The following is a 23,398-nucleotide window of genomic DNA, read 5'->3' as shown; positions in this document are numbered from 1 at the left end:
CGCTAGCTCGTCGGTTGAGCGGCTTATAAGGTGCGGTTCGGCTTGGTGTCAAGCGGATGATTTGGAAAAATCAGTGCTTTCTCTTGATGCCGACGCCGCCTGCTCTCAGGCGGCGACGGGACCTGTCAGCAGCGCCTTCAACGACGCCTCCGCCATCGGCTCGCGTTCCGAGCGTTCGATGAAGCCGCCGCCGTAGACGCGGGCGTCATCACCAGGTGCCGAATAGAGAGCGCAGGCCTGACCCGGAGCCACGCCGGCCTCGCCGACGGTAAGATCGACATAGATGCCGCTGGCATCGGCATGCAGTACAGCCGGGGACGGCGCGCTGGTGGAGCGGACCTTGGCGAAACAGGCAAAGCCTTCACCGGAAGCGGCCTGCGAGAGCGGTTCGTCACCCAGCCAGTTGACATCGCGCAGGTAGACGCGATGCGTTTCGAGCGCCTCCTTCGGGCCGACGATGACGCGGCGCGAGCGGGCGTCGAGATAGACGACGTAGAGCGGCTCGCCCGTGGCAACACCGATACCGCGGCGCTGGCCGATCGTGTAATGCAGGATGCCTTCGTGCTGGCCGAGCACGCGGCCGTCGAGATGCACGATCTCGCCGGCAAGCGCCGCATTCGGCTTCAGCTTGGCGATGACGTCGGAATATTTGCCCTGCGGTACGAAACAGATGTCCTGGCTGTCGGCCTTTTTCGCGACGACAAGGCCCATCTCTTCGGCAAGGGCACGAGTCTCGGCCTTCGGCATGCCGCCGAGCGGAAAGCGCAGATAATCGATCTGCTCCTGCGTCGTCGCAAAGAGGAAATAGCTCTGATCGCGATCGGCATCGGCCGGGCGATAGAGCGCGCGGCGATGCGGATGCTCCGGCGATGGGTTCGGGCGCGAGCGGATGTAATGGCCGGTCGCCAGCGCATCGGCGCCGAGTTCCTTGGCCGTCGCCAAGAGATCGGCGAACTTGACGGTCTGGTTGCAGGCAACGCAGGGGATCGGCGTTTCGCCGGCGACATAGCTTTCTGCGAAAGGATTGATCACCGTCTCGCGGAAGCGCTTTTCATAGTCGAGCACGTAGTGCGGGATGCCGAGCGTTTCGCAAACGCGGCGCGCATCGTCGATATCCTGGCCGGCGCAACAGGAGCCGGCGCGATGCACCGCCGCGCCATGGTCATAGAGCTGCAGCGTGATGCCGAGCACATCATAGCCCTGCCGCTTCAAAATGCCGGCAACGACGGAGCTGTCGACACCGCCCGACATGGCGACGACGACGCGGGTATCTTCCGGCCTCTTGTCAAAATCCAGTGTATTCACGGTCGTTGCCGCCAGTCTTGAACGATCTTCGATGCTGTCCGTAGCGGGATGACCTTCCTTCGAAACGTCGTCACGCTCTCACGATTTCATTTCGCACGATCTGATCCAAAACCGCTGCACACTTTTCGGGATCATGCTTCCTGCCGCCGGATGCCATGCAAAAGCGGCGAATTTTCATGCGGGCAATGGGCTGCACCATTCGCAACCCACCTAATTCTGGAGGGATATAGAAAGGATCGCTATCCGGCGCAAGGGGGCGGCAAAAGTGCGGATCAACCCTTTGCCTTCAAATGCCGGATCAGATTGCGGCTGCGCCTCCATACCGTGACCGCCGAAGCGATGGCAATGATCCAGAGCGCGATCGTCAAAACCCAGCTGCCGCCGGTCCACAGAGCCTCGATAATCGAAAGCAAAGCCGCAGCCGTAATGACCGCCATGCGATGCTGTTTTGCCATCGGGCCGCTGAAATCGCTGGGATTGCCGGTGGCGCGGCCAAGCTCGCGGACATAGGCCGTCAGCACAGCAAAGGCGGCGGCGGCCCAACCGAGGCCTGGTATGGCAATGCCATAGCCGATACCGGTGAAGATGAGGATGTCGGCGATCCGATCCGGAAATTCGTTCCAAAACGGCCCGTCGGCTTCACCCTTTCCGCCTTCGACTGCCACCATGCCATCGAGTAGATTGCAGAGCAGACGCAGCTGGCAGAACAACGCGGCTAGGATCAGCAGAACCACTCGCATACCGAGACTATCGGCGGCGCCGGAGAGCCAGAACGAAGCCCCTGCCAGCATTGCCATGAGCATGCTCGCCTGCGAGATCTGGTTGGGCGTTACCGAAAGCGCCGTCATGCGCCGCGCCAGCATCTGAGCCCACCGCGTATTTCGGCTCGCCAGCGGTCGTCTGTCGCCCATCCCCTCGCCCGTCATCGCCCCTCACCTTTCATGACTTCGCAGCCTTCAGCCCGAGATCGAGTAATTATAGATCGCCGCATAGCTGGAGGAGACCAGCAGCGGCACGGCGATGGTCTTCAGGATCTCCGGCGTGCCGCTCAGCGCATGGATGGCAACCAGGATGGTCGCCGAGCCCAGGCAGGCAATCAGCGGCGGCGCCCAAAGACGCAGAAGGCCACTGAATCGCCGCGATAAGGCCTCGACGACCGACTTCAGGAACAGCGTCAGGCAGCCGGAAAGCACGCCCTGCACGACGCCCGCAATCAGTGGCCGCGGCATCGGGTGCATGCGATTGGCAAAGACCGCCCAGCCGCCCATGGCAAGAAAGGCGAAAAGCACGTGCACGATGCTGCTGCCGGCAAGCGCTTTTAGCCTTCCTGTCATGTCAGCGACCACCAGTAGCGCACGAGATGGAAGAAGATCGGCGCGGAGAAGACGACCGAGTCCAGCCGGTCGATCAGCCCGCCATGCCCCTCGATGAGGTGGCCCCAATCCTTAACGCCGCGATCCCGCTTGATCGCGGACATGACAAGCCCGCCGAAGAAACCCATGATTGTGATGACGAAGGCGAGAAGTCCAGCCTGTAGCGGGGTGAACGGCGTCACCCACCAGAGTGCCGCGCCGATCAGCGAAGCGCTGATAACGCCGCCGACGAAGCCCTCGACCGTCTTCGATGGCGACAGCCGTGGCGCGATCTTCGTTTTCCCGAACAACTTGCCCCAGACATATTGCAGGACGTCGCTGAGCTGAACGACGATCACCAGGAAGGCGATCAGCAGCACGTTGCGGCCCTCGTAGCCGGGAATATGCAGCGTCAGCAGCGCCGGCACATGCGAGGCGCAGAAGACGCAGATCATCAGCGCCCATTGCACTTCGGCGATGCGCACCAGAAACCGCTCGGTATCTCCGCGCAGCACCGCGATAATCGGCATGAAGAGGAAGGCGTAGACAGGAATGAAGATCGAATAGATGCCGTATTGCTCGGCCCATAGCAGGTAATATTGCACCGGCAAAGCGACGAAGAAGGCGGCGGCAAGCGCCCAATGATCCGCCCGCTTCGTGTTGATCAGTGTCACGAATTCGCGCAGTGCCGCAAAGGAGCAGAAGGCAAAAAGCAGGATGACGCCGGCACGCCCGGCAATGAAGGCAATGCCGATCAGCACCACCATCACCCACCAGGCCTTGATGCGCGCATTCAGGTTTTCGATCGCCGCATTCGATCCGTCGGGCGAGAGGCGCCGTTCCAGCACGTAGCCAATGACCGAGGCGACGATCAGAACGCCGAAAATGCCAAGGACGAGGTGGATCAGATCGGCACTTGCCGCGCCCATGCTCACTCTCCCGCCCGCTTGGGCGCCAACGCCAGAAGCGCCGCTTCGGCTCGCGCCAGGAACTCCGCCTTCTCCTCGGTCTCGACGATATGCAGCGCCTCGCCGAAGCTGACGGTGCAGATCAGCGGAATGGGTACGAACTCGCCCTTGGGCATGACGCGATTGAGGTTGTCGATCCAGACGGGCACCAGATCGATATCGGGACGGGCCTGGGCAAGATGGAAAAGCCCGCTCTTGAAAGGCTGCAGCGGCTGATCAGTCAGATTGCGGGTGCCTTCCGGAAAGAGGATAAGCGAGGAACCGGCATCGAGCGCCTGCGTCATCTGCGTGACCGGATCTTCCTTGCGCGCCTCGCGATCCCGCTCGATCAGCACGGCATTGAAAACATCGCGGCCGATGAACCTGTTCAGCGGCGATTTCAACCAATAATCCGCGCCGGCCACCGGCCGCACGCGCCGGCGCAATCGTGGCGGCAGGACAGTCCAGATCAGGATGAAATCGCCATGGCTGGAGTGATTGGCGAAATAGACGCAGCGGCGGGTTTGCGTACCGCTTTCAGGCCAGATCGCCCGGACGGCGGTGATGGCGCGCGCAAAGAGCACGATCGCCACCGAGGTCGGCTTCGCCAGCCACTCGATCGGCGTGCCTGCTCCTTCCCCGAGAATGTTCTTTCGCAAAGCCTCCATGACATAGAGATAGGCGCGTTTCCTCGCCCCCGATAGTCCGCGCACCGGGCTTATCCACAACCCTCACAACCATAAAGAAAGCCCGGCGCAACTCGTGTCGCGCCGGGCTTTCGGACTGGCTCTTGGGAGGAGCGAATTCTGTAGCTGCCACCCTTCTTCAGGGCGAACAGGCTCAGTCGACGTTGAACACCAGCGGCTTTGCCTGGCGGATCGCCTGATGTGCCGTCAGCTTGGCAAGAACGTCATCGCTGATCGGGCCGTCGACATAGAGAAGCGCGATGGCATCGCCGCCCTGCTTGTCACGGCCGAGCTGGAAGTTGGCGATATTGACACCGGCGGAGCCGAGCGTCGTGCCGATGAAGCCGATCATGCCGGGAACGTCGGTATTGGCGATATAGACCATGTGGTTGCCGACATCGGCGTCGAGATTGATGCCCTTGATCTGAATGAAGCGCGGCTTGCCGTCCGAGAAGACAGTACCGGCGACGGAACGCGTCATGCTGTCTGTCGTGACGGTCAGCTTGATATAGCCGTCATAGACGCCGGTCTTGTCGCGCTTGACTTCGGCCAGCACGATACCCTTTTCCTTGATCATGATCGGCGCCGAAACCATGTTCACGTCGGCAACCTGATTGCGGATCAAGCCGGCGAGTAGCGCGCTCGTCAAAGCCTTAGTGTTCATGTTGGCGGTGACGCCGTCATAGAGGATTTCGATTTCCTTGATCGGATCGTCCGTAACCTGACCGACGAAGGCACCGAGAACATCGGCAAGCTTGATGAACGGCTTCAGGATCGGTGCTTCTTCAGCCGTGATCGAAGGCATGTTAATGGCGTTGGAGACGGCACCCTTCATCAGGTAATCCGACATCTGCTCGGCGACCTGCAAAGCGACGTTTTCCTGCGCTTCGGTCGTGGAAGCGCCGAGATGCGGCGTGCAGACGACATTCGGCAGGCCGAAGAGCGGGCTTTCCTTGGCCGGCTCGACCTCGAAGACGTCGAAAGCGGCACCGGCGACATGACCTGATTTGATCGCGGCGGCAAGGGCTGCCTCATCGACGAGACCGCCGCGGGCGCAGTTGATGATGCGCACACCCTGCTTCATCTTGGCGATCGCGGAGGCGTCGATGATGTTGCGGGTCTTGTCGGTCAGCGGCACATGCAGCGTGATGAAGTCGGCGCCGGCGAAGAGCTCGTCGAGCTCGACTTTGGTAACGCCCATTTCCTCGGCGCGCTCCTTGGACAGGAACGGGTCATAGGCAAGGACATGCATCTTCAGGCCGAGGGCGCGGGCAATGACAATGGAGCCGATATTGCCGGCGCCGATGATGCCGAGCGTCTTGCCGGTGATTTCGACACCCATGAACTTCGACTTTTCCCACTTGCCGGCCTGCGTCGAGGCATCTGCAGCCGGAAGCTGGCGGGCAACGGCAAACATCAGCGCAATCGCGTGTTCGGCGGTCGTGATCGAATTGCCGAAAGGCGTGTTCATGACGATGATACCGCGGCGCGAGGCGGCCGGAATATCGACATTGTCGACGCCGATGCCTGCGCGGCCGACGACCTTGAGGTTCTTGGCCGCTTCGATGATCTTCTCCGTCACCTTGGTGGCGGAACGGATGGCAAGACCATCGTAATTGCCGATGATTTCGAACAGCTTGTCCTTGTCTTTGCCAAGCTGCGGCTGAAAATCGACTTCGACGCCGCGATCGCGGAAGATCTGGACTGCGGTTTCCGACAATTCATCGGATACGAGAACGCGAGGTGCCATGGAGGCCTCCTGAAAAGGTCAGCTAAGACGAGCAATTCCACGAAATGCGAAACGGCCTTCCGGTCGGAATTGCATGAAAACAACGAGAATTTCGGAATGCTGGGCTCCGCTTTACCGGCGGAGCCATAGACGCTTCAAACCTCAGGCAGCTGCCTGGGAGAGCGTCGCCTTCTGCGTTTCGAAAGCCCAGGCGAGCCAGGGCATCAGCTTCTGCATGTCGGAAGCTTCGATCGTTGCACCGGCCCAGATGCGCAGGCCCGAGGGCGCGTCGCGGTAATGGCCGACGTCATAGGCAACGCCTTCCTTTTCGAGGAGCGCAACCAGGCCCTTGGCAAAATTCGCCTGACCATCGGCATCGAGAGCGACAACATCCTTGTCGACGATCTTCAAGCAGACTGACGTGTTGGATGCCGTCTCGGCCTTGACGGCGAGATTGGCGATCCAGTCGTTAGCGGCAACGAAGTCGTGGATGACCTTGGCGTTGGCATCGGCGCGAGCGATCAACGCCTTCAGGCCGCCGAGATCCTTGGCCCAGAGCAGAGCGTCGATATAGTCTTCGACGCAGAGCATCGAGGGCGTATTGATCGTTTCGCCAACAAAGATGCCTTCGATGAGCTTGCCGCCGCTGGTCAGGCGGAAGATCTTCGGCAGCGGCCAGGCCGGCTGATAAGTCGTCAGGCGCTCGACGGCACGCGGCGACAGGATGATGACGCCATGCGCGCCCTCGCCGCCCAAAGCCTTCTGCCAGGAGAAGGTGACGACGTCGAGCTTGGCAAAATCGAGGTTCTGAGCGAAGGCCGCCGAAGTGGCGTCGCAGATCGTCAGACCCTTGCGGTCGGCCGGGATGAAATCGGCGTTCGGAACGCGCACACCGGAGGTGGTACCATTCCAGGTGAAGACCACGTCGCGGTCGAAATCGACAGCGGAAAGATCGGGCAGCTCGCCGTAACCGGCTTCGAGCTTGCGGACGTCCTTGAGCTTCAGCTGCTTGACGACATCGGTCACCCAGCCAGCGCCGAAGCTTTCCCAGGCGAGCATGTCGACACCGCGTTCGCCGAGCAGCGACCAGAGCGCCATTTCGACGGCGCCGGTATCGGAAGCGGGAACGATGCCGATGCGGTAATCCGTGGGCACCTCAAGAATTTCGCGGGTGAGATCGATGGCCTGCTTCAGCTTTGCCTTACCGACCTTCGCGCGGTGCGAACGGCCAAGAGCCGCGTCGGATAGAGCGTTAAGCGTCCAACCGGGGCGCTTCGAGCATGGACCAGAAGAGAAATGGGTATTATTCGGACGGATGTCCGGCTTGGCGAGCTTAGTCATAATGCTATCCTCTCAGATAGAAAGCCCTTCGTTGGGGAAGGGTGTCCCGCGGCCGGATATATTGGAAGCAGCCCGGTAGCGCAACAATAAAAATTGCTCAGGGCGCTCCGTCACGATTTCGTGTGAGATGTTGATGGTGCGCAAGTCACGCGCAATGGAAATAAGCCAAATTTAATGCCACAAAGCTGGTTTCTATGCTGATGCGCAATCATATATGGCTTGGCGCTGGCCGTTTGCGTCGATGGAAATAATCAAGTGTGCTCGATGTCCGTAACTGCGCTCGCCGAAACTTCTTTTACACCGTCACAAACCATGCCGGTCTATCTTATCAATATCGATCGGGCTGCCGAACGACTGGCGGAGATTCAGCGGCAGAGCGACGAGTTAGGTTTTCGATTCGAACGTATCCACGGTGTCGACGGCGCCCTCGTCCCACGCGACGAATGGGTCGACGTAGATCACGATCGTTTCCAGCGGCGGCACGGCCGCACCATACTGCCCGGTGAATACGGCTGCTATCGCAGCCATCTGCTGGCGCTGCACCGGTTTTTGGCGAGCGACGACGCGATGGCTGTCATCATCGAGGACGATGTCGCGCTGGATATCGATTTCCTCGCACGCGCTGTGGCGGCAAAGAATGCTGCACCCAACGCCGACCTGATCAAGCTCGTCAATCACCGCTGGAACGGCTTTCGTGCCATGGGCCGGAGCAGCAAGGGGGATATCGTCGGACGCTGCCTCTTTGGTCCACAGGGCTCGACGGCCTGCTATCTCGTCACGCGCAAAGGCGCCGAAAAGATCGTGAAATCGCTGGCCATCATGTCGCTGCCCTGGGATGTGGCCGTGGAGCGGGGCTGGGACATGAATGTATCCATCGTCAGCACCCGCGCGAACATCGCCGGTTTCAGCCGGCTGCAGCGGACGACGATGATCGGTTGGCGTCGCGACTACCGCGCGGCCAAGGCGCCTGCCTTACGGCGCATACCGGCTCACATCTTCCGTACCGTGGATTTCTTTCGGCGCATCGCCTACGTGCTGACGACATCGTAAGACTCAGACGCTACCAGGTGGTGATTCGCAAACCGACGCGAATCTCATGGCGCGACAACGCACCATCCCGGCCTGCCGTGCCGCCGGCGCCTGCAGCCGAATCTGCGGCTGAATAGCCGAACATGTCGCCGCCGGCGATATGCGAGAAGCGGTAACCAAGATCGACCTTGATATTCGGCGCAACCTCATAAGCGACACCCGCCATCAAGGCATAGGTCAAGCGCCAGTCGCTATCACCAGGATAGCGGGCGCTGACTGAGGCAGCGCCACCACAACCCGCCGTGGCATCCACACAGGAGCCGATAGCGTTGACGCTGCTCCAGGAAACCCGCGTGGCACCGAGGCCGGCACCGACATAGGGTGTGAAGCCGGCGAGCGTCCCGAGATCGACATAGCCATTGACCATCAGGCTACCGGCCCTGAAGGAAGAGTGAGCTCTCGTGGAGCATCCGGTGCCGCCGCCACCGCCAGAGCACGGTGAATCGCTCGAAACGCGGCCATTGAAATCACCGGTGAAGAAATCGCCTGATACGTCGGCGCGGAAAAGATCGTTGAACTGATAGCCAACACCGAGGCCGCCGGAAAAATCGCCGCCGAAACGGGTCGAATCAAAGCTGCTCGAGCTGTAATCGCCGCCGGTAGGATCGTAGGCGCGAAATTTCGTGTCGGTGCGGCTGGCATTGGCGGCATAGCCGAAATCGCCGCGCACATACCATCCCTTGGCATCCTTGACGCTCACTTCCGACATCTTGATTTCCGGCGGTGTTGCATCGGCAGCAAGGGCAATACTCGCCGATGCGCCTGCCATCGCCGCGGCCAGCGCCAAAGCGTCAAAACGGATCATTACCCCTCGCCTTCCATCCTCGGGCTCGCGCCCGCATGTCGAACCGGCTGGCCCTCCCTCCCCTTGATATCTCATCTGTCTGGGCTTGAGCGGGAAGGCTGCCGTTCTCATTTCATTAACCATAAGGAATTCATGGTTAATGAAGCTTTAAAGCGATGGCGAATTGCTTAACGGGAGAGAGCAAAAACAAAAGCCGCCCGGCAAGAAACCGGACGGCTTTTCAATAGCTTGGATGGATACGGCTTACTTATAGACCGGTGCCTGAACCGGAATGTCGGCCGGCGGCATGTAGCTCGCTGTCTGGCAGCCGCCGAACGTATAGCGGGCACCGATCCGGGCTTCGTGCAGGTTCAGGCCCTTATCGTAGCCAGGACCGCCATTCTCATTGTAGCCGAACATGTCGCCACCCTGAACGTGGCGGTAACGATAGCCGACATCCGCCTTGAGATTGCAGCTCAGATCGATGGAAGTACCGGCCATCAGCGCATAGGTAAAGCGCCAGCTGCCGCGACCATTATGCGAGACAGTTCCGTCGCAGGAATCCGGATTGGCGTCGGAGCAGGACGTGTTCTTCAGATTGCTCCACTTGACGTAGGTGCCGCCGAGGCCGCCGCCGACATAGGGAGTGAAGATGCCGTAGGTGCCGAGATCGACATAGGCATTGGCAAGCAAGCTATAGGCTGTCAAGGAAGCAAGATCGCGCGAGGTCGCCGCAGTCGGAGTAAAGCCCGGGCCGCAGGCACCGCAATCGCCCTTCGTGGAGCCCTTAAAATCGGACTTGAAGAGATAGTCAAGCGTCAAGTCCGTGCGCAGGTAGTTGTTGATCTGGTAACCGACACCGCCGCCAAGCGTGACATTGCCATCGAGCTTGGCGCGATCGAAATCGACAAGGCTGGCATTGGAGCCCTGGAAGTAGTTCGCGCCGCGCAGGTTCGTGAAGGCATAGCCGACATCACCGCGCAGATACCAGCCGCTGGATTGAGCGACCGTCACTTCCGGCGCCGGCTGTACCGGTTCGGGCGTATAAAGATCAGCGGAAAAGGCCGACGTGCCGACAAGCAAAGTGGCAAGTGCCCCAATCAGGGTTTTCATCATGGCTTTGGCTCCAAATTTCTTGCCCTTGGCACAGCAAATGCTTGCCAATTGAAAAGACCTAACGGGGATAATGATGAAAAGGAGTTAAAACCTGATTAACTACGAATATTTACCGTGTTTATTCAGAGATTATACTTTGTTTTATATATTAGAAGAAATTGATACTTTAATGAAGTGAACGAGATAAGACGTCGCGCCATCTCACTTTCAACTCAAACACCGGATCTGTGGATGAACCAGAGGTGGCAGCTCCTAAACCGTTTGGCAAGAATCGAACCATTACAGTGCTGCCGCCGGGGAGATAATTCAGGAGGGAGTCATTGACTTACCATCGCGCAATATCGGCCGGCCTAGGCCTTGCTTTCATCTTTCTGAACTCTGCCGCCCTGGCAGGCGCGATGCCGGTAAAGCCGATAGCGGTTACAGCCACCACATGGAACAAGGGGCGTGAGACCGGCCTGCCGATCCCGCGCTATGTTTCGCTTCGCGCCCAAAAGGCGCGCATGCGCGTCGGCCCGTCGACGATCTATGCCACGAAATGGATCTATATGAAGCCGGGTCTTCCCTTGGAGATCATCGACGAATACGGCCATTGGCGGCAGGTCCGTGACGATACCGGCGTTACCGGCTGGATGCACAGCGCCCTGCTCTCCGGAACACGTACGGCTTTGATCGCCCCCTGGCTGGCGAAGAATGCCATGCTGCGCGCCGATCCGAATCCTGCCGCAAGGACGATCGCCGAGCTGCAGCCGCGTGTGTTGGTGTCACTACAATCCTGCACCGGAACCTGGTGTCGCGTCTCCGTCCGCGAGCACTCCGCCAGAGGTTATATCAGGCAAGACAAGCTCTGGGGCGCTTATCCCGGAGAAATGTTCCAGTAAGCGGCCCGCTATCCTGAAACTGGAAACGTAATGGCCGCCCCATAGGGCGGCCACGGTATCTTATCCGTAATTACTTCTTTTGCCTGCTCAGGCAGCCGAACGCACGTTCGAGATCACGTCGATCAATCCGCCCACGATACGCTCGATCTGGCCGCGATCGTCGCCTTCCGCCATGACGCGGATCAAGGGCTCGGTGCCGGAGGGGCGGATCACCAGCCGACCGCTGCGGGACAGCTCGCTTTCCGCATCGGCGATTGCCTGGCGCACATGAATATCCTCCAGCGGCTTGCCGCCGGAAATACGGACATTGCGAAGCAGCTGCGGCACCGGCTCGAACCGGCGGCAGACTTCGCTGACGGGCTTGCCCGTGCGCTTCACCGCAGCCAGGATCTGCAGCGCAGCCACAAGGCCGTCGCCTGTCGTGCCGTAGTCGGAGAGCACAATATGACCGGACTGCTCGCCCCCCACATTGTAATGGTGCTGTCGCATATGCTCGACGACATAGCGGTCGCCGACGGCAGTGCGCGCAAGCGACATGCCGCGATCGTCGAGGAAGCGCTCCAGTCCGAGATTGGACATGACGGTTGCGACAATGCCATTGCCGCGCAACGTCTGGCTCTCGGCCCAGCTTTCGGCAATGACGGCCATCAGCTGGTCGCCATCGATAATCGTGCCGGTTTCATCGACAATGATGACGCGATCGGCATCACCATCAAGCGCAATGCCGATGTCGGCGCGCACCTCGTCCACCTTCTTCTGCAGGGCAACGGGGCTGGTAGAGCCGCAATTCAGATTGATATTCGTGCCGTTCGGCTCGTTACCGATGGTCACCACGTCGGCGCCAAGCTCCCAAAGAGCGGCCGGGGCGACCTTATAGGCAGCGCCATTGGCGCAATCGATCGCGATCCGCAGCCCCTGCAGCGTTACATCTCGCGGCAGCGTACGCTTGACGTGTTCGATATAGCGGTCATGGACACCGTCGATACGCTTGGCACGGCCGATATTCTCCGACTTGGCCAGATGCTCCGACATGTCCTTGTCGAGCATGTCTTCGATCTTCATTTCTAGATCGTCGGAGAGCTTGTATCCATCCGGGCCGAAAAGCTTGATGCCATTGTCCTGATACGGATTGTGCGAGGCCGAGATCATGACGCCGATATCAGCGCGCAACGAGCGCGTCAGCATCGCGACTGCCGGCGTCGGGATAGGACCGAGAACGAAGGCATCGACACCAGCCGCGGTGAAGCCTGCCACTATGGCATTTTCGAGCATATAGCCGGAAAGGCGCGTGTCCTTGCCGATAACGACCCGATGGCGATGGCTGCCTCGATGGAAGATAGTGCCGGCAGCGATACCCACGCGCATGGCAAGATCCGGCGTCATCGGATAGATATTGGATTGACCGCGAATTCCGTCAGTTCCGAAATAACGGCGTTTCATATGCACTCCTGTCGTTGCCGCATTCTCGCGAGAAATGCGGCGACATCGATATCGCCACTGAGAAACCAGCGGCACTGCAAACATCGATGCTTCTGGCTCATGCCATAGATTATAAAACTCGGCACTTAAATTACCGAGAACGCCTATTACACCGCGTTACCATTAATAAGCACTAAAAATGCATCAGATCGTGATGGACATAGTCCAATTCACAGCCTACCGCGTCGGCATTACTTTCCCTTGGGGTCGGGCTTGCCATAGGGCTAGCCGCCATTCCCAAGCCTCATCTCTCTTCGCTCTCAAAGCAAAAGGCCAGCCACCTTTTCAGATGACTGGCCCTCAACCTCGAGATTGAGCCCATCGCGCCTCAGCGCGGCTGCGGTTCGAAGCCACCTTCGGGCTCATCACCCTTGGCACCGAGCGAACCATCCTTCTTCGCGCCGGTCTTCGGCACGGCCGAGCCACGGCTCGGCGGCGTATCGTCACCGAGATCGCGCGCGGGCTTCTCGCCGCGGATCAGGGCCTTGATTTCCTCACCCGTCAGAGTCTCGTATTCGAGCAGACCTTCCGCAAGCGCCACGAACTCGTCGTGCTTCTCGGTGAGAATGTGCTTGGCCTGACGATAGGCTTCGTCGATCAGACGGCGAACTTCATTGTCGATCTTCTGAGCCGTTGCTTCCGAGACGTTCTTGGACTGCGATACGGAATGGCCGAGGAAGACTTCCTGCTGGTTCTCGCCATAGGCGACCTGACCGAGCTCGTCGGAGAAGCCCCACTGGGTGACCATCGCACGGGCAAGCTTGGTTGCCTGCTCGATGTCGGAGGATGCACCGGAGGTGATGTTTTCCTTGCCGAAGGTCAGCTCTTCCGCGACACGGCCGCCCATCATGATGCAGAGGCGCGAAACCATCCACTTGTAGCTCATCGAGTAGCGATCGCCCTCGGGGAGCTGCATGACCATGCCAAGGGCACGGCCGCGCGGAATGATGGTCGCCTTATGCAGCGGATCGGCGACGGCGACGTTGAGCGCCGTAATGGCGTGACCGGCTTCGTGATAGGCGGTGAGCTTCTTTTCCGCTTCGGTCATGGCCGAGGAGCGGCGCTCGGCGCCCATCATGATCTTGTCCTTGGCGTCTTCGAATTCCTGCATCGTCACCAGGCGCTTGTTGCGGCGGGCAGCCATGAGGGCGGCTTCGTTAACGAGGTTCATGAGATCGGCACCGGAAAAGCCGGGCGTACCGCGAGCGAGCGTCTTCAGATCGACATTCGGAGCCAGCGGCACGTTGCGAGCATGAACCTTGAGAATGCGCTCGCGCCCGACGATATCCGGGTTCGGAACCACGACTTGACGGTCGAAACGGCCCGGACGCAACAGCGCGGGATCGAGAACGTCGGGACGATTGGTCGCCGCGATCAGGATGATGCCTTCATTGGCCTCGAAACCGTCCATCTCGACCAGCAGCTGGTTGAGCGTCTGTTCGCGCTCGTCGTTACCGCCGCCAAGACCGGCACCACGATGGCGGCCGACGGCGTCGATTTCGTCGATGAAGATAATGCATGGCGCATTCTTCTTCGCCTGCTCGAACATGTCGCGGACACGGCTGGCACCGACACCGACAAACATTTCGACGAAGTCGGAACCGGAAATGGTGAAGAACGGCACGTTGGCTTCGCCGGCAATGGCGCGCGCCAGAAGCGTCTTACCGGTACCGGGAGGGCCGACAAGCAGCACGCCGCGCGGGATACGACCGCCGAGGCGCTGGAACTTCTGTGGATCACGCAGGAATTCGACGATCTCTTCCAGATCCTGCTTGGCTTCATCGACACCGGCGACGTCATCGAAGGTAACGCGACCATGTGCTTCCGTCAGAAGCTTGGCCTTCGACTTGCCGAAGCCCATGGCGCCCCGCGAGCCGCCCTGCATCTGTCGCATGAAGAACAGCCAGACGCCGAGGATCAGGAGCATCGGCAGCAGCGTGCCGAGATAGCTCAGGAAGCTCGAGGAGCCATCCGATTCCGGACGACCGACGATGTTGACGTTCTTGCTCTGCAGGCGTTCAAGCAGGCTGTCATCCACGACCGGAGCATAGGTCTGGAAGGGAGTGCCGTTTTCGACATAGCTGCCGACGACGCGGTTGCCGGTGACGGTCACGTCACGAACGCGGCCGGAATCAACTTCCCGGAGGAACTGCGAATACGGTATTTCCCTGGAGCCTGTTTGTGCCGGCGCGTTCTGAAACATGCTGAACAGGGCAATCAACAGCAAGGCTATGATTGCCCACAGAGCGAAATTACGAAAATTAGGGTTCATCGAACTCCCCAGCACTGAAACTCCCGCCGTTAAGCGGCGGTATTACTTGATCCCTAACATAGGGTTGCGCCAAGCCCTTGCCAAGGCAAACCGCATCGCCGCATGTTTTTTCCGTCTATAGGGCGGAAAGCGGCAGCCGCCTATAGGCTTCACGCCCGAAAGCAGCGGATAGACGGTCAGCGAATGTGAGGTCAAATCGTGTCAAAAAGCGGTCGAAGGGCGCGAGACGGGGTAGGAGCGCCACACGCGGAGCCTCATCCCCTTCTTCCGTCACGATCGACGGCATCGTCGCCTCCGCGCGTTTCACCACGCCTCCTGGCAAATTCGCCGGAAAAGTCGTCATATTTACCGCTCCGGGAGCACTGATGCGGACTGCAGTTGAGCCGAAATTCTCTACCTCAAAACGACCATCCCAATTGACTTTTTCGCCAGGCAGCACCGAAAGCGGAGCGATATTGCGGCTTTCCCTCATAAGATAAAGCGCATCGCGACGCAGGTCGAAGATCACCCCTCCCGCCGTGCGCCGGCCGAAATTCGCACCGTTCACAAATTCGAGAACGCGCTCCATTTGCGCACGCCCCGGCGGATAGGAACTGCCACCGAAGACGGCAGCAAGATAGGACAGGGCATAGGTAACGACCGCTGCATCAGCGGAAAGTCCGGACCGATCAACGACGCAGAGCGCATTCGCATGGATTGCGACATGCTCATCCAGCCACGCTGCTGCCCGCCTGGAAAGCGCGGCACGATCGGCGCCACCATCAATCGGCATCTGCACCGGTTCCCTTGCAAGATCCATACGGGTGCGCACGCGCTCGTATCTGTCATCCTCGTTACTTGGGTCGTCGAGCCAGGATACGCCATGCGTCTTGAGATCGGTCCTGATTTCAGCCCGCCGGCAGGCGAGAAACGGCCTGACAATCCAGATACGCCGATCGAAGAGAACCGCATCGGCAATGCCCGTGCCGTAACCGCCCTGCCCGCGCCGCGCGCCGCGCATGGCCATCGTCTCGCGCTGATCGTCAAGCGTATGGGCCGTTACGATCACGTCGGCCGAAATCTCGGAGGCGAGCTCCGCAAGCAGTACGTAACGCGCTTCGCGTGCTGCGGCCATGATGCCGGTTCCAGGCTTTTCCCCTTCCCAGCGACGGATAAAATGGGAAATCCCGCGCGAGGCGCAGAGTGCCGCAACTTCTCGCGCTTCCTCCGCTGATGCGGCACGCAATCCATGGTCGATCGTTGCCGCGGTAAGGGTAATATCGTTGTGAGGATTGGATTTCAGCCGCTCGGCAAGGGCAATCAGAAGCCCGGTGGAATCGCTGCCGCCCGAAACGGCGACGAGAATATGAGCAGGCTTCGAGAGAGAATGCAGAAATTCGCTGGTTGCGGCTTCAGGTGTAATGGCTGTGGCATCGCCGGTCACAGCGTCAATGGGCATGGCGATCAGCAGGCAAGCCGCTTCTGTTCGCTGGCGACCTTACTGGTCACAGCCTTGGAGGCCTTCGGATAACGCTTGGTCACCTCCCGAAGCGTGGCACAGGCCGTATCCTTGTTGTCGAGAGCAGCCAGAGACATGCCAAGCTTCAGCAGCATTTCCGGCGCTTTTTCCGAGGTACTATATTTCTGATGCGCATTCAGGAAGGTCTTTGCGGCTTCGTTGTACTTGCCCTGCGAATACAGTGCCTCTCCGAGCCAGAAATTCGCATCCGCAGCCTTTGAACTGCTCGGGTAGCTGCCGAGATACTGGCGGAACTCCTGTTCGGCGACGCTGTAGTCGCCGGACAGGACATGGCCGTAGGCCGCCTTGTATTGATCGTTCTCGCTGCCGAGCGATGCAGTCTGCGAGCCGGAGCCTGCGCTTGGCGGCGCACCCGAACCATTATTGGCTCCCGACATCGAGGAGCCGATCTGGTCGCCACTCTGGTCGAACTGAATCGAGCCAAGCTCGCTCGGCGGCTTGCCGCCGGCGTTCTGCGAGTTGCTGATAACACCGGCGATATCGTCCTGCTGGCCACCACCGCCCTGCGCGGGCACATCGGCCTCGCTCTTCTTCATGGTGCCACTCGATGCAGGCGCACTGCCGCCACCGCCGCGCTTTTCAAGCTGCTGGAAGCGGAATTCGTTGTCTTCCTGCGCTTTGCGGATCTGCTCCTGCATCTGAAGAAGCTGATAGCTCATTTCCTCGATACGGCCGTTCAGTTGGCGCATCTGGTCTTCGAGCTGCTGCACGCGAACCTCGGCGCTGCTGCTTTGAACCCTCACGATCGGTGCCTGGCCGTATTGTGCTTGTCTTTGATCCGCATTGTCCGGAGCTACCTGCGTAGGGGCATCGCGGCTCCCAAGGTGAATTCCAAACAGCGACAAGGCAGAAGCATCGCGCTCACTACCTGCAAAGGCAGCGAGACAAAGCATGCTCGCCACGACAAGTTTTCTCATATGGATCGTCCTGTCTCATTGATTCTTCGGGCCAGAAGGCTCGAACAGGAGATTTTTACAATTGCTCTCAAAAAGCAACGGAGTTCGGCCAAAGTGTGGTCAAAAAAGTAAAGGCGACCGTGGGGCCGCCTTTATACGTTTCGACCGGTCGTTTGACCTATCAGGAACCGGCGCCGTTCAGCACGGTGACGGCACGGCGGTTCTGCGACCAGCAGGAAATATCGTCACAGGTCGCGACCGGACGTTCCTTGCCGTAAGAGATCGTCTTCATGCGCTTGGCCGGAACGCCGCGCGAAGCGAGATAGTCACGGGTGGCAGCCGCACGACGGGCACCGAGGGCCAGGTTGTATTCGCGCGTGCCGCGCTCGTCGGCATGGCCTTCCACCGTGATGGCATAGTTCGGATAGCGAGCCAGCCACTGGGCCTGACGATCCAGCGTCTGCGCAGCATCGGTACGGATGGAGGTGCTGTCGGTGTCGAAGAAGATGCGGTCGCCGACATTGACCGTGAAATCCTGCGGCGAGCCAGGAGTTGCATTGCCGGCACCGTTCAGGCCAAGACCGTTGGCATCGTTCGGCAGACCCTTCTTGGAGGCGCAGCCGGCCAGAGAAAGGCCAACGAAAAGCGCGATCATGATCGGGTTGCGGGCGAGGTTCTGCATATGGCCAACGGCCTGGGTTGCGGTGCGGCTCATGGCCGGTCTCTCCTTAAAGTCTCTATCAGGGTTGCCAGACTGTAACCGGGTTCGGTTAATCGGATTTCAACAAGTATGGTTAATGATGTCCTAAAATTGTCGCCAAACGGTCCACTCACAGGACTTTGCGGCGATAACGTGGCAGGTCCTTCCACTACTCGAGAAGCGGCGACCATGCCGGGTCGGAAGCAAAGCCCGGGGTCGGGATCTTCTGTTCGTTATAGCCCGTCAGGTCGATCGAATAGAGCTGCGGGCCACCGGAGCCTGCCGGCTGGCGGAAGAACATGATGACCCGGCCGTTCGGGGCCCAGGTCGGGCCTTCGTTGTGGAAGCCCGTCGTCAGCAGGCGCTCGCCGGAACCATCCGTCTTCATGACGCCGATGGAGAAGCTGCCGCCGGACTGTTTGGTGAAGGCAATGAGATCGCCGCGCGGCGACCAGACAGGCGTCGAATAGGAGCCGTCGCCAAAGGAAATACGGCGCTGGTTGGAACCGTCGGCATTCATTACGTAGATCTGCGGTTTACCACCGCGGTCGCTTTCGAAGGCGATCTGCGTGCCATCGGGCGAATAGGATGGCGAGGTATCGATCGCGGCAGTAGACGTCAGACGCGTCGTGGTGCGCGAGCGCAGATCCATCGTGTAGATATTGGCATTGCCTTCCTGCTGCAGGCTCATGATGACGCGCTGCCCGTCCGGCGAGAAACGCGGCGAGAAGGTCATGCCCGGGAAGTTGCCAACCAGTTCGCGCTGACCCGTCTGCAGCTGCAGCAGATAGACGCGCGGCTGCTGGTTGGCGAAGGACATGTAGGTCACTTCCTGCCGGTTCGGCGAGAAACGTGGCGTCAATACCAGGTCGCTGCCGTCGGTCAGCATGCGCACATTGGCGCCGTCCTGGTCCATGATGCCGAGCTGCGTCTTGCGGGCCGTCTTCGGGCCGCTTTCGGCGACGAAAACGACGCGCGTATCGAAATAGCCCTTTTCGCCGGTAATCTTCTGATAGATCGCATCGGCGATGATGTGCGCGACACGGCGCCAGTTATCCGGCTGGGCGAAGAACTGCTGGCCGATCATCTGGCTGTTGCCGAACGTATCCCAGAGGCGGAATTCGGCACGAAGACGGCCGCCTTCCTGCGTCACGCGGCCAGTCACCAGCGCCTGCGCGTTGATCGAGGTCCAGTCCTGGAAGCGCGGGGTCGAATCCGGATTGGTGATCTTCTCGATGAAGGCCTGCTTGTTGATCGGAGCGAACAGTCCGGAGCGCTGTAGATCGGCGGCGATGACGCTCGAGATCTGCGGGCCGAGCGTATCATTCGACAGAAGATCGGTGATAGCGATCGGCATGGGCTGAACGTTGCCCTTGTTGATATTGAGCTCGACCACGGCATAGGCCGGGGTGGATGCCACAGCCATCAGGCCTGCTAGCACCACCAGGAGGCGGACGAAGGATTTTCTGATCATATGTGCCAAGCCTTTCAGCATTAATTCGTCACAGAGCCGGTGCGAAGTTAAGGCTAACTTCTTTCCAGGTGTCATATTGATCTATTGGCAGGTTCTTGAATGGGGCAGCCCGAAGCACAGCTCGCATTGCGGCTGCCGCCATGGCTTGCTGCGTCGCCTTGGGGCCACCGGTCACGGTAACCTTCGGCTCGCCCACGATTTCTCCGCTTCGGCTGAGCTTGAGATGCACCCGGACGCGGACACGTTTCGCTCCCTCCAAGCCGGGAGGGATATTCCAATTCTTCGTGACGTCGTCGCGGATGTGGTCCCCAGCCCAGTTGCCAGGCTGCTGCTTAGCGCTTGCAGCCTGCACCAACACGGAACCAGCCAACATCATCCCCAGTGCCATAAGCAAGCTCATGCCGAGACGGAGACAGTGATTTGTCGAAAGCCGCGCTCCCCGCATCACATCCCCAGATCCGCTGCACTGAAATTGACGACGACTTCCTGCCAGTCCTCATATTTGTCCGCCGGAAGAATCGTCATGAACTCCGATTGCGCGCGAAGGACCGCTCGTACAGCGGCGGACTGCATGGCACTTTGTGTCGAAGCCGGTCCACCGTTCGTCGTCGCTTCCGGCTGACCGACGATCTGCCCGGATTTGTCGAGCTTGAAGTGCACCTTGATTCGCACGTCGCCACCGCCTTCAAGACCAGGTGGGAGGTTCCAGTATTTCTGGATCAGATCACGCAGACCGTCCTGTTGGCTCTGGCTGAGCTTGCCGGCGCCAAGCGATTTCTTGCCGCCAAGCGAAGCGACCTGGGTATCGGCGCCGGCTGAGGCTTGCTGCGACGAGCGTTTCGCGCCACCTTTCGACGAAGTGTTGTTTAGAAGGTCGTTGATCTGATCGGCGAGACCATCGTCAAGGCCCTTGCTGGAGGCCTTCGGGGTCTGACGCTTCTTGTCAGCGTCCTTCTTGCCGTCATCGGCCGAGGTATTCTTGCTCGTGCTTTGCGTCGTCGTCTTGTCCGTCGGCTTTGCGTCGGCAACCTTCACATCCGGCTTCGGCGTCGGCTTGACCTCCGGCTTCTGCTCGGCAGCCTTCGGCGGCGTCGGCTGCGGCTTCACATCCGGCACGGGGACGTTGTTTGGCAGTTGAATTTCGGCCTGTTCCGTCGGCTGCGGCGTCGGCGGGGTCGGCGTTGCATCGGCCTTCGGGGTCGGCGGTGTGGGATCCGGCTTCGGGGTCGGCGTCACGTCCGGCTTCTGCTGGGGAATGGCGGCCACTTCCTTCGGGGCGGCCTCCGTTTCCTTCTGCTCGATCGTCTTGACGTCGTTCGGCCTCGGATCGTCCTGCGGTACAGGCGTATCCACCTTCTTCGGCGCCAAGGCCGCAGTCTCGCTCTCCGGCCGTTGCGTCGGCACGACCGGGTTCTTGATATCCACCTTGTTCTCGCCTGTATTCTGGGCGTTGGCGACCTGATCCTGCTTGGTCGTCGGCTTGCGCGCAGCGTGATCTGTGACCGGTGCCTTCTTCTCGCCCTGCTGAAGCTGGTCAGCCTGCACGATATCGACATCCATTGCCGTGCTTTCCGGCGTCTCCAACGGCGCCGGCGCACTCAGCGTCACCATGGCGCCGATCAGCACCAGGATGTGAATGACAGCAGATGTGGCAAGACTGCGCTTCATGTCGGTTCGTCAGTGATCCGTTATCTGCTGCGTGACCAGACCGATATTCTTGTAACCGGCCTCCTGAATGCGCGACATGACATCGGCGATGACGCCGTAAGGCGCCTTGCCGTCACCACGCACGAAAATGCGCTCGTTATAGCCAGTCGTCGCGATCGCCTTCAGCTTGTCGGCGATCTCGGCCACGTTAATCTGCGTCTCCTGCAGGAAGACCTGACCGTCGGCCTTGATCGAAATGGTGATGGGCTGGGTCTGGGCGTTCAGCGCGCCGGCCTGCGTTTGCGGCAGGTCGATCGGCACGCCAGATGTCATCATCGGCGCCGCTACCATGAAGATGATCAGCAGCACGAGCATGACGTCGACCAGCGGCGTCACGTTAATCTCGGAAATCGGGCCGCCACGGCCTCCACCACGACGACCGCCACGGCGGCCACCGCCGCCACCACTACCTCCAACAGACATTCCCATATGAATACTCCGGTTCTGTCCGCGACTTACTGCGCAGCCTGGCGCGGCTGCAGCTTTTCATCGATCTGGCGCGAAAGGATAGCGGAGAATTCATCCGCGAAGCCTTCCATGCGGCCCGAAAGCTTGCCGGCATCGCCGGAGAACTTGTTGTAGGCGATAACGGCCGGGATAGCGGCGACCAGGCCGATCGCCGTTGCCAGCAGCGCCTCGGCAATACCCGGCGCGACAACCGCAAGGTTGGTCGACTTCGAACCGGCAATCGCCTGGAACGAGGTCATGATACCGACGACCGTACCGAAGAGACCAATGAACGGACCGGCGGAGCCGATGGTTGCGAGCGAGCCGAGACGGGCCGTCAGATGTTCCGATTCACGCGCCAGCGTCACGTCCATCGCGCGGTCGATACGCATCTGCAGACCGATCGGCGAACGGGCGCCGCGCTCAAAGGATTTCTTCCATTCGCGCATCGCTGCGACGAAGATGGCGCTGAGGCCTGTATTGTTGCGTTCCGAAAGCGTCCGATACAGCTCTTCGAGCGACTGGCCAGACCAGAAGACCTGCTCGAAATGGTCAAACTGCCGGCGTGCCCGCGCGTAGCTCAGATATTTGTCGATGACGATCGCCCAGGTCCATACGGACGCTGCCAGCAGGCCGATCATAACGAGCTTGACCACCAGGCCTGCCTGCATGAAGAGCGACCAGAGGGTGATGTCCGGTGTGGTGGCCGCTGCCAATGCTACTTGTTCCATTGATCCAAAATCCCCGAATCCAAACGCCCGGCGCTAGACCGGGCGGCTAAAAGTGATCTCACAAGAATTGTTTGGCAGCCGCCGCTGAACGCCCTGGTTAAGCCTTCCAAGCTTATAACTGCCTTCTTGCCGTCAAATTTGGTCAAAGGAAGGCGTGCACCGCACAAACTCCGACGAAACCAGTAAGACACTATTATGGTTAAAAGAATGTTAGCGTCGAAACATGAAGGATTTGACGGCGGCGAAGATTATTCGTGCTCCAGGGAAGAACTGACCGGACGAAACCGGCGACAACGCAAACAAAGCTTGCGCGGTGAATTCCTTCACATAAAACTCAAGTTATTGCAAGCTACCTCTTGTTGACCATGCTATCCCTATGCGGGCGGCGCCTAATCCCAAGAGCATGCCAGGTTACTGATTACCCGGCACTTTCCGACGCCGTGAGCATCTGTGCGGCGAGCTTCTCCGGCAGGCGGCGCGGACGCCCCTTCGCATTGATCACGGCAATGATGACCTTCGCGGCAATCAGCAGCGTCTCGTCCCGCCGGATCTCCTGGGACAGCACCATCTTGGCACCACCGGCCTTTTCGGTAACCGTGCGGATCGTCAGCACGTCATCCATGCGAGCCGGTCCCTTGAAATCGATCTCCATACGATGGACGACGAACACCAGCCCCTCTTCATCGGCATTCAGGAGTTCGCGCTGTTCCACGCCGAGACAACGCAGATAGTCCGTACGTCCCCGTTCTAGGAAGTGGAGGTAGCGCGCGTGATAGACGAGGCCGGAAAAATCCGTATCCTCATAGTAGACTCGCTGAATCAGCCGGTGGCTTCCGGCTTCCAGTTCCCCAGCTATCAGAAAGGGGCTGTTCATCGTTGCCGCATCTCCTTGAATGTCCGGCATCTCTTTGGCCGAAGTTCTGCCATCAAGCAAGCTTTGAAC

General features: G+C 59.8%; 22 protein-coding genes. 2 read left to right on the top strand and 20 right to left on the bottom strand.

All coding sequences use genetic code 11. The annotated features are described in order from the left end of the window. Positions 1–105 precede the first annotated feature (105 nt). The 7 genes from mnmA to ACYJRZ_RS00320 all read right to left on the bottom strand — a co-directional run bounded on the left by mnmA (position 106) and on the right by ACYJRZ_RS00320 (position 7,360). Positions 106–1,305 (bottom strand): tRNA 2-thiouridine(34) synthase MnmA, encoded by a 1,200-nt coding sequence (mnmA, locus tag ACYJRZ_RS00350; RefSeq protein WP_459455058.1) that lies wholly within the window; start codon positions 1,303–1,305, stop codon positions 106–108. Between the two features lie 272 nt (positions 1,306–1,577). Next, entirely contained in the window at positions 1,578–2,231 is a 654-nt protein-coding gene (locus tag ACYJRZ_RS00345) for a CDP-alcohol phosphatidyltransferase family protein (protein WP_459455057.1), read from the bottom strand. A 30-nt stretch (positions 2,232–2,261) separates the two neighbouring features. Beyond that, positions 2,262–2,639: a hypothetical protein gene (locus ACYJRZ_RS00340; RefSeq protein ID WP_459455056.1), complete on the bottom strand. Its 378-nt coding sequence runs from the start codon at positions 2,637–2,639 to the stop codon at positions 2,262–2,264. Next, entirely contained in the window at positions 2,636–3,586 is a 951-nt protein-coding gene (locus ACYJRZ_RS00335; RefSeq protein ID WP_459455055.1) for a phosphatidate cytidylyltransferase, read from the bottom strand. Before ACYJRZ_RS00335 ends, ACYJRZ_RS00340 begins: the two co-directional genes overlap by 4 nt. Before the next feature lie 2 nt (positions 3,587–3,588). After that, a complete protein-coding gene (locus tag ACYJRZ_RS00330; protein WP_459456882.1) occupies positions 3,589–4,272 on the bottom strand; it encodes a lysophospholipid acyltransferase family protein in 684 nt (227 codons plus the stop codon). Positions 4,273–4,444: 172 nt separating this feature from the next. Next, on the bottom strand, positions 4,445–6,040 hold the full coding sequence (gene serA / locus ACYJRZ_RS00325; RefSeq protein ID WP_459455054.1) for a phosphoglycerate dehydrogenase: 1,596 nt from the start codon (positions 6,038–6,040) through the stop codon (positions 4,445–4,447). A 141-nt stretch (positions 6,041–6,181) separates the two neighbouring features. Further along, positions 6,182–7,360 carry a phosphoserine transaminase gene (locus ACYJRZ_RS00320; RefSeq protein WP_459455053.1) on the bottom strand — a complete coding sequence of 393 codons (1,179 nt, stop codon included), beginning with the start codon at positions 7,358–7,360 and terminating at the stop codon, positions 6,182–6,184. 219 nt (positions 7,361–7,579) lie between these two features. Here ACYJRZ_RS00320 and ACYJRZ_RS00315 point away from each other — a divergent pair, with 219 nt between their 5' ends. After that, the gene (locus ACYJRZ_RS00315; RefSeq protein WP_459455052.1) at positions 7,580–8,410 is read left to right on the top strand and encodes a glycosyltransferase family 25 protein; all 831 of its coding nucleotides are present in this window, start codon (positions 7,580–7,582) and stop codon (positions 8,408–8,410) included. A gap of 10 nt (positions 8,411–8,420) precedes the next feature. Here ACYJRZ_RS00315 and ACYJRZ_RS00310 read toward each other — a convergent pair whose 3' ends face one another. Together ACYJRZ_RS00310 and ACYJRZ_RS00305 are read right to left on the bottom strand one after the other, a co-directional pair. Further along, the gene (locus tag ACYJRZ_RS00310) at positions 8,421–9,254 is read right to left on the bottom strand and encodes an outer membrane protein (protein WP_459455051.1); all 834 of its coding nucleotides are present in this window, start codon (positions 9,252–9,254) and stop codon (positions 8,421–8,423) included. Between the two features lie 243 nt (positions 9,255–9,497). Continuing rightward, a complete protein-coding gene (locus ACYJRZ_RS00305) occupies positions 9,498–10,349 on the bottom strand; it encodes an outer membrane protein (protein ID WP_459455050.1) in 852 nt (283 codons plus the stop codon). 320 nt (positions 10,350–10,669) lie between these two features. Between ACYJRZ_RS00305 and ACYJRZ_RS00300 the strand changes: the two genes are divergently transcribed. Beyond that, entirely contained in the window at positions 10,670–11,230 is a 561-nt protein-coding gene (locus tag ACYJRZ_RS00300) for an SH3 domain-containing protein (RefSeq protein WP_459455049.1), read from the top strand. 87 nt (positions 11,231–11,317) lie between these two features. Here the strand turns inward: ACYJRZ_RS00300 and glmM are convergent, their stop codons facing one another. The 11 genes from glmM to ybgC all read right to left on the bottom strand — a co-directional run bounded on the left by glmM (position 11,318) and on the right by ybgC (position 23,329). Next, a complete protein-coding gene (gene glmM / locus ACYJRZ_RS00295; protein WP_459455048.1) occupies positions 11,318–12,670 on the bottom strand; it encodes a phosphoglucosamine mutase in 1,353 nt (450 codons plus the stop codon). A 367-nt stretch (positions 12,671–13,037) separates the two neighbouring features. Next, entirely contained in the window at positions 13,038–14,981 is a 1,944-nt protein-coding gene (ftsH, locus tag ACYJRZ_RS00290; RefSeq protein WP_459455047.1) for an ATP-dependent zinc metalloprotease FtsH, read from the bottom strand. A gap of 115 nt (positions 14,982–15,096) precedes the next feature. Then, the gene (tilS, locus tag ACYJRZ_RS00285; protein WP_459455046.1) at positions 15,097–16,419 is read right to left on the bottom strand and encodes a tRNA lysidine(34) synthetase TilS; all 1,323 of its coding nucleotides are present in this window, start codon (positions 16,417–16,419) and stop codon (positions 15,097–15,099) included. Between the two features lie 5 nt (positions 16,420–16,424). Continuing rightward, complete coding sequence (ybgF, locus tag ACYJRZ_RS00280) at positions 16,425–17,417, bottom strand: tol-pal system protein YbgF (protein WP_459455045.1); 993 nt, start codon at positions 17,415–17,417, stop codon at positions 16,425–16,427. 160 nt (positions 17,418–17,577) lie between these two features. After that, complete coding sequence (pal, locus tag ACYJRZ_RS00275) at positions 17,578–18,111, bottom strand: peptidoglycan-associated lipoprotein Pal (protein ID WP_459455044.1); 534 nt, start codon at positions 18,109–18,111, stop codon at positions 17,578–17,580. A gap of 154 nt (positions 18,112–18,265) precedes the next feature. After that, positions 18,266–19,591: a Tol-Pal system beta propeller repeat protein TolB gene (gene tolB / locus ACYJRZ_RS00270; protein WP_459455043.1), complete on the bottom strand. Its 1,326-nt coding sequence runs from the start codon at positions 19,589–19,591 to the stop codon at positions 18,266–18,268. A gap of 7 nt (positions 19,592–19,598) precedes the next feature. Further along, on the bottom strand, positions 19,599–19,958 hold the full coding sequence (locus ACYJRZ_RS00265) for a hypothetical protein (RefSeq protein ID WP_459455042.1): 360 nt from the start codon (positions 19,956–19,958) through the stop codon (positions 19,599–19,601). A gap of 56 nt (positions 19,959–20,014) precedes the next feature. Then, complete coding sequence (locus tag ACYJRZ_RS00260) at positions 20,015–21,238, bottom strand: hypothetical protein (RefSeq protein WP_459455041.1); 1,224 nt, start codon at positions 21,236–21,238, stop codon at positions 20,015–20,017. A gap of 9 nt (positions 21,239–21,247) precedes the next feature. After that, a complete protein-coding gene (tolR, locus tag ACYJRZ_RS00255) occupies positions 21,248–21,706 on the bottom strand; it encodes a protein TolR (protein ID WP_459455040.1) in 459 nt (152 codons plus the stop codon). Between the two features lie 26 nt (positions 21,707–21,732). After that, the gene (tolQ, locus tag ACYJRZ_RS00250) at positions 21,733–22,455 is read right to left on the bottom strand and encodes a protein TolQ (protein WP_112343405.1); all 723 of its coding nucleotides are present in this window, start codon (positions 22,453–22,455) and stop codon (positions 21,733–21,735) included. A 418-nt stretch (positions 22,456–22,873) separates the two neighbouring features. After that, positions 22,874–23,329, bottom strand: a complete 456-nt coding sequence (ybgC, locus tag ACYJRZ_RS00245) for a tol-pal system-associated acyl-CoA thioesterase (RefSeq protein ID WP_459455039.1) — start codon at positions 23,327–23,329, stop codon at positions 22,874–22,876. Positions 23,330–23,398: the final 69 nt, after the last annotated feature.

The sequence above is a fragment of the Rhizobium sp. No.120 genome, assembly GCF_054558365.1.
This window is presented reverse-complemented; position numbering and strand designations above follow the sequence as displayed.

Excerpts from the sequence above, each read along its gene's own strand:
- ACYJRZ_RS00335 (WP_459455055.1), bottom strand. The coding sequence starts at position 3,586 with ATGGGCGCGGCAAGTGCCGATCTGATCCACCTCGTCCTTGGCATTTTC.
- ACYJRZ_RS00265 (WP_459455042.1), bottom strand. The coding sequence starts at position 19,958 with ATGGCACTGGGGATGATGTTGGCTGGTTCCGTGTTGGTGCAGGCTGCA.
- tilS (WP_459455046.1), bottom strand. The coding sequence starts at position 16,419 with ATGCCCATTGACGCTGTGACCGGCGATGCCACAGCCATTACACCTGAA.
- glmM (WP_459455048.1), bottom strand. The coding sequence starts at position 12,670 with ATGAAACGCCGTTATTTCGGAACTGACGGAATTCGCGGTCAATCCAAT.
- ACYJRZ_RS00320 (WP_459455053.1), bottom strand. The coding sequence starts at position 7,360 with ATGACTAAGCTCGCCAAGCCGGACATCCGTCCGAATAATACCCATTTC.
- ybgC (WP_459455039.1), bottom strand. The coding sequence starts at position 23,329 with ATGAACAGCCCCTTTCTGATAGCTGGGGAACTGGAAGCCGGAAGCCAC.
- serA (WP_459455054.1), bottom strand. The coding sequence starts at position 6,040 with ATGGCACCTCGCGTTCTCGTATCCGATGAATTGTCGGAAACCGCAGTC.
- tolB (WP_459455043.1), bottom strand. The coding sequence starts at position 19,591 with ATGCTGAAAGGCTTGGCACATATGATCAGAAAATCCTTCGTCCGCCTC.
- pal (WP_459455044.1), bottom strand. The coding sequence starts at position 18,111 with ATGAGCCGCACCGCAACCCAGGCCGTTGGCCATATGCAGAACCTCGCC.
- ybgF (WP_459455045.1), bottom strand. The coding sequence starts at position 17,417 with ATGAGAAAACTTGTCGTGGCGAGCATGCTTTGTCTCGCTGCCTTTGCA.
- ACYJRZ_RS00330 (WP_459456882.1), bottom strand. The coding sequence starts at position 4,272 with ATGGAGGCTTTGCGAAAGAACATTCTCGGGGAAGGAGCAGGCACGCCG.
- tolQ (WP_112343405.1), bottom strand. The coding sequence starts at position 22,455 with ATGGAACAAGTAGCATTGGCAGCGGCCACCACACCGGACATCACCCTC.
- ACYJRZ_RS00305 (WP_459455050.1), bottom strand. The coding sequence starts at position 10,349 with ATGATGAAAACCCTGATTGGGGCACTTGCCACTTTGCTTGTCGGCACG.
- ACYJRZ_RS00345 (WP_459455057.1), bottom strand. The coding sequence starts at position 2,231 with ATGACGGGCGAGGGGATGGGCGACAGACGACCGCTGGCGAGCCGAAAT.
- ftsH (WP_459455047.1), bottom strand. The coding sequence starts at position 14,981 with ATGAACCCTAATTTTCGTAATTTCGCTCTGTGGGCAATCATAGCCTTG.
- ACYJRZ_RS00340 (WP_459455056.1), bottom strand. The coding sequence starts at position 2,639 with ATGACAGGAAGGCTAAAAGCGCTTGCCGGCAGCAGCATCGTGCACGTG.
- ACYJRZ_RS00310 (WP_459455051.1), bottom strand. The coding sequence starts at position 9,254 with ATGATCCGTTTTGACGCTTTGGCGCTGGCCGCGGCGATGGCAGGCGCA.
- ACYJRZ_RS00260 (WP_459455041.1), bottom strand. The coding sequence starts at position 21,238 with ATGAAGCGCAGTCTTGCCACATCTGCTGTCATTCACATCCTGGTGCTG.
- tolR (WP_459455040.1), bottom strand. The coding sequence starts at position 21,706 with ATGGGAATGTCTGTTGGAGGTAGTGGTGGCGGCGGTGGCCGCCGTGGC.